Below are 13,327 nucleotides of genomic sequence, written 5' to 3' on the forward strand. Positions count from 1 at the left end.
CCGCGCCCGCCCCGGCGGCACGCGCAGCCGGGGCCGGACATGTCACGACAGGTCGCCGAGATGATGCTGGACGTATTCGTCCGCATGCATGTCGATGGCGTCGTAGCCGCCGCGGTCGGCCATGTCGACGATCTCCATCGCCAGGTCGACGAGCCGCGGGTTGAGCGCCTGCAGCCAGTGGATGCGCGGGTCGCGGCCGAACCAGCCCATCTGCTTGCGTGCGAGGCGCTTCGTGCGCTGCGCGACGAGGAAGCGCGTCTCGTCGAGGTCGGCCAGGCCGTCGAGGTAGTCGATGACCTGCTGGTAGCCGAGCGCGCGTGCCGCCGTCACGCCCAGATGCGGCCGCAGGGCGCGCACCTCGTCGACGAAGCCGTCGCCGAACATCGCCTGCGTGCGCAGGTCGATGCGCCGGTCGAGCTCGGCGCGCGGCAGGTCGAGGCCGAGCTGCACCGACGGGATGACGTAGCGGTAGCGCGGCAGCGACGCCGAATACGGCCTGCCGGTGACCTCAATCACCTCGAGCGCGCGCACCGTGCGCCGCGGGTTGTGCGGATCCATGCGCGCCGCGGCCTCGGGGTCGAGCCGCTCGAGCTCGGCGAACAGGACGCCCGGCCCCTCGCGTTCGGCGCGCTCCTCGAGCCGCGCGCGTACGGCCGGGTCGGTGCCCGGGAACGTGATGTCGTCGATCGCCGCGCGCGCATACAGCCCCGAGCCGCCGACGAGGATCGGGCGGATTCCGCGCGTCTGCAGGTCGGCGATGCACTCGCGCGCCATCCGCTGGAAGCGCGCGACCGACATCGTCTCGTCCGGTCCGATGACGTCGAGCAGATGGTGCGGCACGGCGGCGCGTTCGGCGGCGCTCGCCTTCGCGGTGCCGATGTCCATTCCCCTGTACATCTGGTAGGCGTCCGCGTTGACGATCTCGGCGCGTTCGCCGCGTTCGGCGAGCCGCTGCGCGATCGCGACGCCGAGGCCGGTCTTGCCCGAGGCCGTCGGCCCGACGATCGACACGAGCCGCGGCGTCGTCGTCCGCCGATCCGCGGCGTCCGGGTCCGCTCCGCACATGCCCTTGCCGGCGCCGCCGGCGCCGTCCGCCGTCACATCGATGTCGCGCGTCCGTTCATCGTCCTTCGTCATATGCTTCGTCTCCTTCGCCTTTCCGATCGATCGCTCAGCGCCGCACCATGTAGGTCTGCCCGGCCGCGACGTCCGGGTCGGCGATGAGGTTGTGCACGCCGGCGTGCGTGACCGTCGCCGTCACGAAGTCGCCGACCTCGGGCATCGGTTCGCCCTGCGGCACGCCGACGTGCACGAGCACGCCGGTGCGCTCGCGGCCGGTGACGCGATGCGTCTCGCCGTCCTTCTTGCCGGCGCGGCCGGTCACCATGACCTCGACGTCGCGTCCCTCGAAGCCGCGCAGGTTCTCGGCGGTGATGCGCTCCTGCAGCGCGAGTAGCCGTTCGATGCGCTCGCGCGCCACGTCGTGCGGCACCTGCTCCATCGCCGCCGCCGGCGTGCCCGGACGCGGCGAGTAGATGAACGTGAACGCCGACGAGAACCGCGCCCGCTCGACGACGCGCAGCGTGTCCTGGAAGTCCTCCTCGGTCTCGCCGGGGAAGCCAACGATGACATCGGTCGAGATCTGCGCGTCCGGCATCGCTTCGCGGATCTTGTCCAGGATCGCCAGGAACCTCCCCGAACGGTACGAGCGGCGCATCGCGCGCAGGATGCGGTCGGAGCCCGACTGCAGCGGGAAGTGCAGCTGGTGCATGACGTTCGGCGTCTCGGCCATCGCCGCGATGACGTCGTCGGTGAACGCGGCCGGATGCGGCGACGTGAAGCGCACACGTTCGAGGCCTTCGATGTCGCCGCACGCGCGCAGCAGCTTCGAGAACGCGTAGCGGTCGCCGATGCCGTAGCCGTAGGAGTTCACGTTCTGACCGAGCAACGTGACCTCCTTCGCGCCGCCGGCGACGACGGCGCGGATCTCGGCGAGCACGTCGCCGGGACGACGGTCGCGTTCGCGTCCACGCGTCGTCGGCACGATGCAGAACGTGCAGGTGTTGTTGCAGCCGACCGAGATCGCCACCCACGCCGACGTCTTCGACGCGCGGTGCGCCGGCAGGTCGCTCGGGAAGACCTCGAGGCGCTCGTTGACCTTTGTCTGTGGGCGTCCGGTGGCCTTCGTCCTTTCGAGCAGCGCCGGCAGGTCCTCGATGTTGCGCGTGCCGAAGACGGCGTCGACCCACGGCGTCCGCTTCGCGATGCGCTCGCGGTCGAGCTGCGCCATGCAGCCGCCGATCGCGATCTGCATGTGCGGGCGCTCACGCTTCATCTTCGCCCACAGGCCGATCGTCCCGTACATGCGTTCGGCGGCGTTCTCGCGCACCGCGCAGGTGTTCATGACGATGAGGTCGAGGTCGTGCGCCTCCTCCTGCTCCCGGCTCGCTCGCACGTAGCCGGCCGCCTCGAGGACGCCGGCGATGCGTTCGGAGTCGTGCACGTTCATCTGGCAGCCGAGCGTGTGCACGGCGAACACGCCCCTGCCCCGGTCCGCGGCCGCCGCGGGAGCGTCCGCGAACGCGCGCTCCTCTTCGGTCATCATCTCTTCGTTCATACCGCACATGCTAACCGACGGCGGGCACAGTGCGCGAGCCCGGCGGCGCATCGTCACGGCGGCCGCACAACCGCGCGGCCGCATGCGCCGGCGGCGTTCCCAGCATCCCGGCAGGTGACCTCGCTACAATGGTCGATCGTGATACTTGACCGTCAGAACCGTGTGAACACCAACGAACTGCGTGCGCGCCTGAGCGCGATCGCCGACGAGCTCGAGCAGCGCGACGGCACGTCGCCGATCGAGACCGCCGACGTGGACGCCGTGAGCGAGTTCATCGACCAGATGCAGGTGTACGAGGGCGCGATGTACGAGATCAGCACGAAGCTCGAGATCCTCGACTCCGAGTTCCAGGTGCATTTCTCGCACGACCCGATCCACCATATGGAGCGCCGCCTCAAGTCGATCGACTCGATCATCGACAAGATGCACCGCAAGCATCTGCCGATCACCGTCAGGTCGGTGCGCGACAACCTCTTCGACGTCGCCGGCATCCGCGTCATCTGCAACTACCGCGACGACGTGTACTCGGTCGCCAACTACCTGTCCGCGCAGTCGGACATCCAGGTGCTGCGCGTCAAGGACTACATCCTCAACCCCAAGCAGAACGGCTACCGTTCGCTGCACGTCATCTACGCGGTGCCGGTGTTCCTATCGTCGGGCGCGCACTACACGCCGGTCGAGGTGCAGTTCCGCACGATCGCGATGGACTACTGGGCGAGCCTCGAGCACGCGCTGCGCTACAAGACCGACCTTCCCGACGCCAAGCTCAGCGAGCATTCGCAGACGCTGCTCGACTGCGCGCGCGCGCTGCAGAACGTCGAAACGCAGATGCAGTCGATCCACCGGGACATCAACGGCGCGCCGCAGGGCACGCAGGCGCCGTCGACGGACGACAGGACGCGGCCGCTCGGCTGAGCGCGGCGACGGCGCAGAGGCGAACGAAAAAGCGGAAGGCGGCCGGCGCATCGTGATGATGCGTCGGCCGCCTTCCGCATATAGCCGCCCATATCATCGGCGGCGTGCCGTCTACATCAGTCCCTGCTCAGCCCCAGCAGCTGCAGCACGTAAAGGAACATGTTGACGAAGTCGAGGTAGAGGTTGAGCGCGCACAGGATCGAGACGCGCTTGATCATCTCCGGGCCCTGCGACGCGTACTGCGCGAAGACGCGCTTCGTGAACTGCGCGTCGTAGATCGTCATCGCGGCGAACAGCACGATGCCGATCGCGGCGACGACCTTGAGCGTCGTGTTCGTCGGCGCGACGAACATCAGCACGACCTGCGTGACGATGAGCACGATGAGGCCGATGACGAGCACCGGCCCCGCCTTGAGCATGTTCGCCTTCGTCGTCAGGCCGAACATCGTCAGCGCGAAGTAGAAGACGGCGCTGATCAGGAACGCGTAGCCGATCGTCGCGATGCTGTAGGCGCTGAAGATGACGCTCAGCGAGAAGCCCATCAACGCCGCGTAGACGTAGAACCACACGCGTGCCGTCGATGCCTTCATGTTCATGACGCGCATGCCCAGGTAGATGGCGATGCCGACCTCGACGATCATCGGCAGCCACACGCCGATGACCCCAGCCGCTTTGAAGAAGCTCTCATACAGGCCCGTCATGTTCGTGACGATCGCGACGAGGCCCGTGAGCACGAGCGCGATCGTCATCTCGCCGTAGGCGCGCGTCATCGAGACATGTTCGGCGCGTTCGGTGACGGCCGTGGGCTGGATCGTGTAGATGCCGTCGACGCCCTGGCGCATCGTTCCGGCGCCCTGGTTCGGATTGCCATATATGCCGTACTGCGGCGCCGCGCCGTACGGCTGGCGGTCGTCGGGGCGCCGCGCGCCCGGCTGCTGACCGTAAGTCATTGTTGCTCCTTGGTTTGCTTGTTCGGGCCCCATTCTACCGGCCGTCCGTGGCCGCCGGCTGAAAGGCGGCTGGGAAAACCATGCGAGCCCGCAAAAGTTCGCAGTATCTTCACAACAGCCGCCCAAGCGGCGGTATTCCCGGCTTCGACGGCCTTCGGACGGCGATTGCGGGTGCGTCGCAGCTTGCATGGCGGTCTATAGTGGAGGGCACGGCCCGGGACGCCGACGACGACGGCCCGGATCGACCGGCACCCATCCATTTGACCAAAGGAGCGACGATGGAACCAATACGAGCGATTCAGTACGGCTGCGGCAAGATGGCGAAGTATACGGTGCGCTACATGCACGAGAAGGGCATCCAGATCGTCGGCGCGATCGACGTCAACCCGGACGTCGTCGGCATGGACATCGGCGAGTTCGCCGGCATCGGCCCGCTCAACGTCAAGGTGAGCGACGACGCTGAGGCCGTGCTCGACTCGTGCGACGCCGACATCGCCGTCGTCACGCTGTTCAGCTTCATGGACGACATCGCGCCGATGTGCGAGCTGTGCCTCGAGCACGGCGTCAGCGTCGTCACGACCTGCGAGGAGGCGATCTACCCGTGGACGACGGACCCGGCCGTCACGAACCGCCTCGACCGCATCGCCAAGGAGCACGGCGCGACGATCGTCGGCACCGGCATGCAGGACATCTTCTGGATCAACATGGTCGCGCAGGTCGCAGGCGGATGCGACCGCGTTGACAAGATCACCGGCGCCGTCAGCTACAACGTCGAGGACTACGGCCTGGCGCTCGCGAAGGCGCACGGCGTGGGCCTGACAGCCGACGAGTTCAAGGCGCAGCTCGCGCACCCGCAGGAGATCGTGCCGTCGTACGTGTGGAACTCGAACGAGGCGCTCGCGCAGAAACTCGGCCTGACGATCAGGTCGCAGACGCAGAAGTCGGTGCCGTACTTCAACGACGTCGACGTGTACTCGCAGACGATGGGCGAGACGATCCCGGCCGGCAAGTGCGTCGGCATGTCGGCGGTCGTCACGACGGAGACGATGCAGGAACCGGTGCTCGAGACCGCCTGCATCGGCAAGGTCTACGGACCGGACGACGGCGACATGTGCGACTGGAGGATCGAGGGCGAGCCCGACACCGAGTTCCACGTCGTCAAGCCGGCCACCGTCGCGCACACCTGCGCGACGGTCGTCAACCGCATCCCCGACGTGCTCAACGCGCCGGCAGGCTACGTCACCGTCGACCAGCTCGACGAGATTCGCTACCTCGCCTACCCGGCCGCGCTGTACGTCGCGTGAGCCGCATGCCGCGGTGGGCGGCCGCCGCGGACCGATGAGGACGGAGGAATGACGGAGGGGCGCAGTTCGGTGCACATTGGACCCGGACTGCGCCCCTCCTTCGTCGTGCGCGTCGCATGACCGCGGAATCCGAATGGACGCGAGGGGCGTGCGGTCCCATCGTTGGGACCGCACGCCCCTCGCGTCCATTGCGTCTGTCGTCCGTCGCCGCTCATTCGGCGCGGGCGTCCGCGCCGACGAGGTCGCCCAGCTCGCCGGTCATCCGCGCGAGCGTGCGCGACGTCGCGGCGGCGTCGGTGAACATCGACGAGAACAGCGTATCGAGGTCCTCGTCGAAATGCGCGGGCAGCAGCCCCGCATGCTCGCGCGCGTAGCTCGCCATGCGCTTCTCGCCCGGATGCGTGAGCCGGTTGAGCGCGAACAGCACGTCGAAATACGATTCCAGATACGCGGCCGTGCGGTGGTTGACGCTGACGAGGTCGCCGCGCGCCTCGGCCTTCGCGATCTGATGGTCGTAGGACGGCAGGTTCGCGGCGAGCAGACGCATGTTCTTGCCGATGATGTTCGCGCGCAGCTCGTCCGGATAGTCGACCGTATAGTGCCGGCGCAGCGCCTCGAGGCGTCCGTCGCGGTCGAACAGGATGCGGCTGCGCAACAGGTTGTGCCACATGCACGTCGTGTATCCGGTGGAGGCCCGACCCTCGTCGACGACCGCCGAGATCGAGCGCGCGAAGTCGTTGAGGCTGCGGTAGAGGATGTCGATGTCGACGCCGTCGTTGAGCGTGCAGTCGTCCTCGAGCTCCCAGAACGTGTTGCCGATCTCGGCGTAGCCGCAATGTTCGGCGATGATCGCGCGGCGCTCGTCCTCGCCGGGCAGCGCGTCGCAGTAGATGTACAGGTCGTAGTCGCTCGTCGCGTCGGCCGCGCCGCCGGCTCGCGATCCGCCCAATGCGATCGCCGTCACCTCGGGCAGCTGCGCGAAGGCGCGCCACAGTGATTCGAACGGTGTCATCATTCCTCCTTGTCCGCGGCCGGCCCGTCGCCGGCGCTCCCGGTGTCCTCCCCATGCACCTCGTCGCCGTGCTCGGCGGCGTAGGCGAGCAGCTCCGGCGTGCGGCTCCAGTAGCGGATCCCCCAGTGCTCGAAGTCCCACTCCTCCATGTAGGCGTTGCATTCGTAGTCGACGTAGACCAGCCCGTCGCCCTGCACGACGAAGTTCGTCGGGAAGTAGTCGATGTTCGTGTTCGCCGCGTACAGCCTGCGGCATATCGCGCGCATCCGCTCGATGTGGGCGGGACGCACGTCGCCCGCGAGGACGAGCTCATAGACGGTGGGTCCGTCGACGTATTCCTTGAGGATGCGTTCGGCGGCCTCGTCCACGTCGATCATCCTCGGCATGGCGACGCTGATCGACGTGAGCGTGCGGTAGTCGCTGAGCTCCGAGGCGAGCTTGTCCCCGAACTGGTAGTAGGCGCAGGGTTCGTGGTGGATCTGCTTGAGCACGCGCAGCACGCCGTCCACGTCCCGCACGAGATACGAGTAGCCGCCCTTGCCCTTGCCGAGCAGCCGCACGACCTCATAGGGCCTGCCGTTGACGTCCATCGTCGTTCCGGCGTCCGCCGCCGTCTTCATCTCCGTCGTCTCCATAGCACGATGATAACCTATGCAGATTTGAAAACAAAATCCGTCTACTCATATTGCGTAGCAGCATGACAACATTTGCAACAACGACGGCGGACAACGATGACGGACGACGGCGGACGCCGCCGCTCAGTGGCAGCTGAGCCATTCGACGGCGAGCTTCGTGCGGTTCGCGATGTTCGTCTTCGCGAGGATGTCGCTGATGCGGTTGCGCACCGTGCCCTCGCTCAGATGGAGCTCGGCGGCGATCTGACGGTTGTCGCAGCCTTCGGCGACGAGCGCGACGACGTCGCGCTCGCGCTCGGTCAGCCGCGAGAAGCGTTCGTCCTCGACGACCTGCATGTCCCGCCCCCCGTCGTGTCCGCCGTCGGCCGCGATCTGCCCGAGCACCTCGGCGCCGAGCACGACCTGCCCGGCCATGACGGCCTGCACGGCCGGGATGACCGACGCGACGTCCTGCTTGATCAGATAGCCCTTCGTGTGCAGCTGCACGGCGCGTCGGATGTAGTCGGGGTCGGCGAAGGTCGTCAGTATCAGGATCCGCGCGTCCGGATGCCCGTCCAGGATCCGTTCGGCCGCGTCGAGGCCGTCCATGCCCGGCATCTGCACGTCGATGAGCAGCACGTCCGGCGTATGCGCCGCGTATTCGCGCACCGCAGCGGCGCCGTCGTGCGCCGTCCACAGCACCGTCGTGGTGCCGGTCGCCGTCAGAATCGTGCCGATCGACGAGCATACGATCGGGTCGTCGTCCACAATGGCCACCGAGATCGTCGTCATTCCTCCGTCCTTTCCGTCGCGTACGCCGGCGCGGACGCCGCCGTCTCCCGCGCGTCGCCGGCCGTCGTCTTCGGCACCGAGACGAAGACGCGCCAGCCCTGCGCGTACGGCCCGCATGTGGCGGTGCCGCCGAGCGCGCGTGCACGCTCCTCGATGTCGGCGAGCCCGATGCCGCCCCGCGGCGCCGTGCGCTCCGGCTTGCCGCCGTCGTCCTGCACGACGAGCTGCCACAGTCCCGGCAGGTCGATGAGCCGCACCGTCGCCTCGCGCGCCGTGCCGTGGCGCACCGTGTTCGTCAGCGCCTCGCGGATGACGGCGGCGAAGCAGTGAGCGAGCGCCGACGGCGCCTGCCGGATGCCGTCGTCGAGCCGCACCTGCAGCGCCGCGCCTTCGGGCACGGCGGCCGCGTCCTCCATCATCCCCTGGAAGTCGGTGCCTTCGTCCTTGAGGTCGTGCACCGAACGGCGGATCATCGTCATCGCCTCGTCGAGCGTCGCGCCGATCTGCGCGAACTGCGCGGCGTGCATGTCGTCGCCGAGCGTCGTCGCGACGACCTGGTCGGCCTGCGTCATCATGATCGCGCGCGTGAGCGTATGGCCGACGTTGTCGTGGATCTCGCGCGCGATCCTTATGCGTTCGCTGAGCCGTGCACGGCGCAGGTCGGAGGCGCGCGACGCCTCGACGTCGTTGATGCGCGCGTGCGTCAGCCGCAGCCGTTCACGCCTGAGATCGGCGAGCGCGCGGTAGCGCCGCTGCGCGTCGCGTCCTGCGGCGCGCATCCATCCGGCGATGCTCGTCGCCGCCGTCAATGGCACGAGCAGCAGCGCGACGAGCGTCGCCGTCGTCGGCGGCCATACGGCCGTGGCGTGCGCGAGCGCGGACATGGCGGCCACGGCCGACGCGGCGCACGGCACGACCGCGAGCGCGATGCGCGCGCGGCGCGCGCGCGGCCATCGTCCCTGCACGATCCGTTGGGCGACGTCGGCGCCGAGGACCGGCAGCAGCGCCGACCATCCGGGCAGCGCGAGCGCGGCGGCGCAGCACAGGACGGCCATCGCGAGCCATCGGCGCCGGCCGACGAGGACGCCGAGCGCGGACAGCGAGACGACGACGAGGACGCCGACGATGAGGGCGGAGGTGACGTCGCCGTGCTGGGCGACGGCGAGCAGCACGCAGACGGCGACGATGAGCGCATGCACGACCGTGTCCGCCATCCGTGTCTCCTTTCCTCCGCCGCCGTCCGCCGGCGCCGCTGATGTGCGGCTTCCATTATCGAGTACAGCATGGCCCGCGTCACGCGCGTCGTGACAAAAGTCACCATCCGTTCACGAAATCCGGTATTCGCGGCACCGTGTCGCCGCCGCCTGCGCGCGCATCATGGTGTCCATGAACGATACGACCCATGCCGATTCCAGGACGCGCACGGCACCACGACCCGCGCAGCGCGTCGCGCACCCCTCCCCCGCCATCGCCGTCGACGAGCTCGTCAAGCACTACGGCGACAAGCTCGCCCTCGACTACCTCAACATGGAGGTGCGCCGCGGCGAGATCTACGGCCTGCTCGGACCGAACGGCTCCGGCAAGACGACGGCGATCAACTGCATCCTCGGGCTGCTCACCTACGATTCGGGCGAGATCCGCATCTTCGGCGAGCCGATGGGGCCGACGAGCTACGACCTTAAGCGCCGCATCGGCGTCGTCCCGCAGGACATCGCCGTGTTCAACGAGCTGACGGTCGAGGAGAACGTCTCCTATTTCTGCTCGCTGTACGTCGCCGACCGCGCGCGCCGCAAAAGCCTCGTCGACGAGGCGATCGCGTTCGTCGGCCTCGACGACTACCGCCGCTTCCGTCCGCGCAAGCTGTCGGGCGGCCTGCTGCGGCGGCTGAACATCGCGTGCGGCGTCGTGCACAAGCCCGAGCTGATCTTCTTCGACGAGCCGACCGTCGCCGTCGACCCGCAGAGCCGCAACTCGATCCTCGAGGGCATCGAGAAGCTCAACGCCGAGGGGTCGACGATCGTGTATACGAGCCACTACATGGAGGAGGTCGAGCAGATCTGCGACCGCATCCAGATCATCGACCACGGCCGCCAGATCGCGCTCGGCACCGCCGACGAGCTCAAGCGCATGATCGACGTCGGCGAGCGCATCAGCATCGAGGCGCCGTCGCTCGCCGCCGACGAGGCGATGCGCGAACGCACGCTCGCGGCGCTGCGCGCGCTCGACGCCGTGCACGACGCGGCCTACGAGGACGACGTGCTCACCGTCTCGTGCGTGCAGGGCGCGCACAACCTGATCGACGTACTGCAGGAGCTGCGCCGCCTCGACGTGCCGGCCGGCCATGTCAGCTCGCGCACGCCGACGCTCAACGACGTGTTCCTCGCGCTCACCGGCACCGACCTGCGCGACTGAGACGACCGGGACGACCGCACCAACGAAAGGAGAGCGACGATGGGAGCCACGTTCCTGACGACGCTGCGCATCAACCTGCGCGAGAAGTCCTCATTGTTCTGGCTGTTCTGCTTCCCGATCCTGCTGTCGACGATGTTCCTCGGCATGTTCGGCAATCTGGAGGCCACCTACGAGATCACGACGATGCGCTTCGCCGTCGTGGCCGACGACGCCTACTGCAACGCGGCCGGCGCGCGGAAGCTGCTCGACGCGATGCAGCGCGAGCCGGTCGAGCCGGCGGCCTGCACGGCCGACGGGAACGCGCCGGCGGCCGGAGCAGACGTCGACGACGTCGACACCGGCGGCGTCGACCTGCGCGACCTGCTCGAGCTGACGGCCGTCGACGACGCGGACGCGGCGCGCGACCTGATCAACGCCGACGACGACGTGCGCGGCTTCGTCAGCGTCGACGACGAAGGCCTGCCGCATATGACGATCAGCCATGCGACCGTCTCGAACGCGAACGACGCGATGGGCTCGCCCGGACTGCCGGTGTCGCTGAGCATCCTCAACGGCGCCTTCGGCATGTTCAACCGCCAGACGCTGACCGTCGAACAGATCATGCGCACCGACCCGGCCGCGCTCGCCGATGCCGGATTCCAGGAGGCCGCCGGACGGACGCCCGAGTTCACGCGCCAGGTGCGCCTGACGAACTTCAAGCCCGACGAAGGCGCCCGCTACTACTACGCGCTGCTCGCGATGACGGCGCTGATGGCGATGACCTTCGCCGTGACGACGGTGTGCTCGACGCAGGCGAACCTGTCCGCGCTCGGCATGCGCCGCTCGCTCGCGCCGCTGACGCGGTTCCGTCAGCTGATGGGCGGCTTCCTCGCCAGCTGGCTGTGCACGTTCTGCTCGCTCGTCGTCGCGCTGCTCTACATCCACTTCGTGTGCCGCATCTCCTTCGGCGGACGGTGGGCGGCCACGCTGCTCGCGATCGTCGTCGCCTCGTTCACGGCGAACGCGCTCGGCACATTGCTCGGCTCGCTGCCGAAGCTGAGTGCCGGCACGAAGATCGGCCTGACGACGGCGTCCTCCTGCGCACTGTCGCTGCTCAGTGGCCTGTACGGCTCGGGCGCGATGGCGCTGAGCGACTGGATCCAGCGCCATGCGCCGGTCGTCGCGACGATCAACCCCACGCAGCAGGTGACGAACCTGTTCTACGACATCCTCTACTACGACTCCTACACCCCGTTCTTCCGCACCGTCGGCATCCTGCTGACGATGTCGGTCCTCGCCCTGGCCCTCGCGACCGTGTTCCTCAGGAGGCAGCGCTATGCACACCTTTAAAACCACGTTGAAGATCCTGCTCGCGCAGCGTCTGATGATCCTCATCTACGTCGTATGGCTGTGCCTGATGATGTTCGGCCTGAGCTGGTCGATCATCGCCGGCCTCGCGAAGTCGGACAATTCGACCACCTTCGACTCGGCGCGCCCCGAGGTCGCCGTCGTCAGCCGTGACGTGCACGGCGAGGCGTTCGGCGACGCGCTGCGCGGCTTCCTGGGCAAGGACTGCGACCTCGTCGACGTCGGCACGACGAGCGAGGAGCTGCAGACGGCCGCCGCGTCCAACTACGCCGACCTGATCGTCATCGTCCCCGACGGCTACACGCAGCGGCTCGCCGACGCGCTCGCCGACGGCGGCGAGGAGCCGCAGCTCGACGTCGTCGTCAGCTTCACCGGCGCCTACGGCTCGCTCGCCAGGCTGCAGGTGGACGACTTCCTGCGCCTGACACGTCTCGAGGCGCTCGCCCGTCAGAGCGCGACCGGCGCGGCGACGACGCCGGCGACGCTCGGCGACGCCGCGACGCAGGTCGTCGCCACGCTCGCCGACGACGCCGACGCCTACCCGGCGATCCACGTCGCCGACGACCCCAAGGCCGCGAGCGACCGGCAGGAGTCCGCGCACGTCGCCTATGTGACGACCGTCAAGATGGGCGTCTACCCGCTGCTCGCCGCGATGCTCGTGTGCACGGCGCTGACGATGATCTCCTTCGCCGAGTCGAACGTGCGCCGCCGCCTGTACGCATCACCGCAGCGCACCGGCGCGATGGTCATCCAGGAGTTCGCCGGATGCGCGCTCTTCGGCGTCGTCGTCAGCCTGCTGTATTGGGCCGCATCGCTCGCATTGCCGGCGCTCGCCGGCCTGCCGATCGACGGCGTCCCGCTGCCGACCATCCTGTACTCCGGCGCCTCGCTCGTCAGCTACGCGCTCATCGCCGTGGCCGCCGGCTTCATGATCAGCATGCTGTCGGCCAACGCCGTCGCCGTCAACGCGATCGCGAACGTGTTCGGCCTGCTCATCATGTTCACGTCGGGCATGGCCTTCCCGGTCGACATGATGCCGAAGGTGATGATCGCGATCGGCAAGCTGCTGCCGGGCTGGTGGTTCTGCCAGTCGGTCGACGCGGTCAACGGCGTCGACGGCCGCGTCGACGCCGGCGCATGGCTGTCGTGCAACGGCCTCGTGCTGCTCTTCGGCGTCGCGTTCATCTGCCTCGGCCTCGCCTTCTCGAAGCTGCGCCGCAACCGCCCCGACCTGTCCGCGCCGGGCGCCAGGCAGCTCGCCGAAGCCTGACGGCCCGCCCCACCGGACATACGAAGGCCCCGCGGCGACCGGAACGGATGCAATCTGCACCTCTTCCGATCGCCGCGGGGCCTCTTCGCGACCA

12 protein-coding genes are annotated in these 13,327 nt (G+C 68.3%); 5 read left to right on the forward strand and 7 right to left on the reverse strand.

The window, feature by feature from the left end; translation table 11 throughout:
- Positions 1 to 42: 42 nt before the first annotated feature.
- Entirely contained in the window at positions 43 to 1,065 is a 1,023-nt protein-coding gene (gene miaA / locus BcFMB_RS08740; RefSeq protein ID WP_099721776.1) for a tRNA (adenosine(37)-N6)-dimethylallyltransferase MiaA, read from the reverse strand.
- A gap of 106 nt (positions 1,066 to 1,171) precedes the next feature.
- Positions 1,172 to 2,617, reverse strand: a complete 1,446-nt coding sequence (gene miaB, locus BcFMB_RS08745) for a tRNA (N6-isopentenyl adenosine(37)-C2)-methylthiotransferase MiaB (RefSeq protein WP_024540542.1) — start codon at positions 2,615 to 2,617, stop codon at positions 1,172 to 1,174.
- Between the two features lie 138 nt (positions 2,618 to 2,755).
- Between miaB and BcFMB_RS08750 the strand changes: the two genes are divergently transcribed.
- On the forward strand, positions 2,756 to 3,532 hold the full coding sequence (locus BcFMB_RS08750) for a GTP pyrophosphokinase (RefSeq protein WP_099721577.1): 777 nt from the start codon (positions 2,756 to 2,758) through the stop codon (positions 3,530 to 3,532).
- A 116-nt stretch (positions 3,533 to 3,648) separates the two neighbouring features.
- Here BcFMB_RS08750 and BcFMB_RS08755 read toward each other — a convergent pair whose 3' ends face one another.
- Positions 3,649 to 4,482: a Bax inhibitor-1/YccA family protein gene (locus BcFMB_RS08755; RefSeq protein WP_024540544.1), complete on the reverse strand. Its 834-nt coding sequence runs from the start codon at positions 4,480 to 4,482 to the stop codon at positions 3,649 to 3,651.
- Positions 4,483 to 4,760: 278 nt separating this feature from the next.
- Here BcFMB_RS08755 and BcFMB_RS08760 point away from each other — a divergent pair, with 278 nt between their 5' ends.
- Positions 4,761 to 5,786: an NAD(P)H-dependent amine dehydrogenase family protein gene (locus tag BcFMB_RS08760; RefSeq protein WP_099721578.1), complete on the forward strand. Its 1,026-nt coding sequence runs from the start codon at positions 4,761 to 4,763 to the stop codon at positions 5,784 to 5,786.
- Positions 5,787 to 5,997: 211 nt separating this feature from the next.
- Here the strand turns inward: BcFMB_RS08760 and BcFMB_RS08765 are convergent, their stop codons facing one another.
- From BcFMB_RS08765 to BcFMB_RS08780, 4 genes are all read right to left on the reverse strand, one after another.
- Positions 5,998 to 6,798: a DUF4037 domain-containing protein gene (locus tag BcFMB_RS08765; RefSeq protein ID WP_024540546.1), complete on the reverse strand. Its 801-nt coding sequence runs from the start codon at positions 6,796 to 6,798 to the stop codon at positions 5,998 to 6,000.
- Entirely contained in the window at positions 6,798 to 7,433 is a 636-nt protein-coding gene (locus BcFMB_RS08770) for a serine/threonine protein kinase (RefSeq protein ID WP_198405410.1), read from the reverse strand. The genes BcFMB_RS08765 and BcFMB_RS08770 overlap by 1 nt, the downstream gene beginning before the upstream one ends.
- 123 nt (positions 7,434 to 7,556) lie before the next feature.
- Positions 7,557 to 8,195, reverse strand: a complete 639-nt coding sequence (locus BcFMB_RS08775) for a response regulator transcription factor (RefSeq protein WP_024540548.1) — start codon at positions 8,193 to 8,195, stop codon at positions 7,557 to 7,559.
- Between the two features lie 5 nt (positions 8,196 to 8,200).
- A complete protein-coding gene (locus tag BcFMB_RS08780; protein ID WP_099721579.1) occupies positions 8,201 to 9,418 on the reverse strand; it encodes a sensor histidine kinase in 1,218 nt (405 codons plus the stop codon).
- 172 nt (positions 9,419 to 9,590) lie between these two features.
- Between BcFMB_RS08780 and BcFMB_RS08785 the strand changes: the two genes are divergently transcribed.
- From BcFMB_RS08785 to BcFMB_RS08795, 3 genes are read left to right on the forward strand one after another with little or no spacing between them, the layout of a single operon-like run.
- Entirely contained in the window at positions 9,591 to 10,616 is a 1,026-nt protein-coding gene (locus tag BcFMB_RS08785) for an ABC transporter ATP-binding protein (RefSeq protein WP_099721580.1), read from the forward strand.
- A gap of 39 nt (positions 10,617 to 10,655) precedes the next feature.
- Positions 10,656 to 11,945: an ABC transporter permease gene (locus tag BcFMB_RS08790; RefSeq protein ID WP_099721582.1), complete on the forward strand. Its 1,290-nt coding sequence runs from the start codon at positions 10,656 to 10,658 to the stop codon at positions 11,943 to 11,945.
- On the forward strand, positions 11,932 to 13,233 hold the full coding sequence (locus BcFMB_RS08795) for an ABC transporter permease (RefSeq protein WP_232513800.1): 1,302 nt from the start codon (positions 11,932 to 11,934) through the stop codon (positions 13,231 to 13,233). Before BcFMB_RS08790 ends, BcFMB_RS08795 begins: the two co-directional genes overlap by 14 nt.
- Positions 13,234 to 13,327 lie beyond the last annotated feature (94 nt).

Origin of the sequence: Bifidobacterium choerinum, from assembly GCF_002761235.1 — a bacterium.
GTDB lineage: Bacteria > Actinomycetota > Actinomycetes > Actinomycetales > Bifidobacteriaceae > Bifidobacterium > Bifidobacterium choerinum.

What these genes read in the sequence shown, in the direction of transcription:
- BcFMB_RS08795 (WP_232513800.1), top strand. Translation starts at nt 11,932, where the DNA reads ATGCACACCTTTAAAACCACGTTGAAGATCCTGCTCGCGCAGCGTCTG.
- BcFMB_RS08780 (WP_099721579.1), bottom strand. Translation starts at nt 9,418, where the DNA reads ATGGCGGACACGGTCGTGCATGCGCTCATCGTCGCCGTCTGCGTGCTG.
- BcFMB_RS08765 (WP_024540546.1), bottom strand. Translation starts at nt 6,798, where the DNA reads ATGACACCGTTCGAATCACTGTGGCGCGCCTTCGCGCAGCTGCCCGAG.
- BcFMB_RS08760 (WP_099721578.1), top strand. Translation starts at nt 4,761, where the DNA reads ATGGAACCAATACGAGCGATTCAGTACGGCTGCGGCAAGATGGCGAAG.
- BcFMB_RS08755 (WP_024540544.1), bottom strand. Translation starts at nt 4,482, where the DNA reads ATGACTTACGGTCAGCAGCCGGGCGCGCGGCGCCCCGACGACCGCCAG.
- BcFMB_RS08790 (WP_099721582.1), top strand. Translation starts at nt 10,656, where the DNA reads ATGGGAGCCACGTTCCTGACGACGCTGCGCATCAACCTGCGCGAGAAG.
- miaB (WP_024540542.1), bottom strand. Translation starts at nt 2,617, where the DNA reads ATGAACGAAGAGATGATGACCGAAGAGGAGCGCGCGTTCGCGGACGCT.
- BcFMB_RS08785 (WP_099721580.1), top strand. Translation starts at nt 9,591, where the DNA reads ATGAACGATACGACCCATGCCGATTCCAGGACGCGCACGGCACCACGA.
- BcFMB_RS08770 (WP_198405410.1), bottom strand. Translation starts at nt 7,433, where the DNA reads ATGGAGACGACGGAGATGAAGACGGCGGCGGACGCCGGAACGACGATG.
- miaA (WP_099721776.1), bottom strand. Translation starts at nt 1,065, where the DNA reads ATGTGCGGAGCGGACCCGGACGCCGCGGATCGGCGGACGACGACGCCG.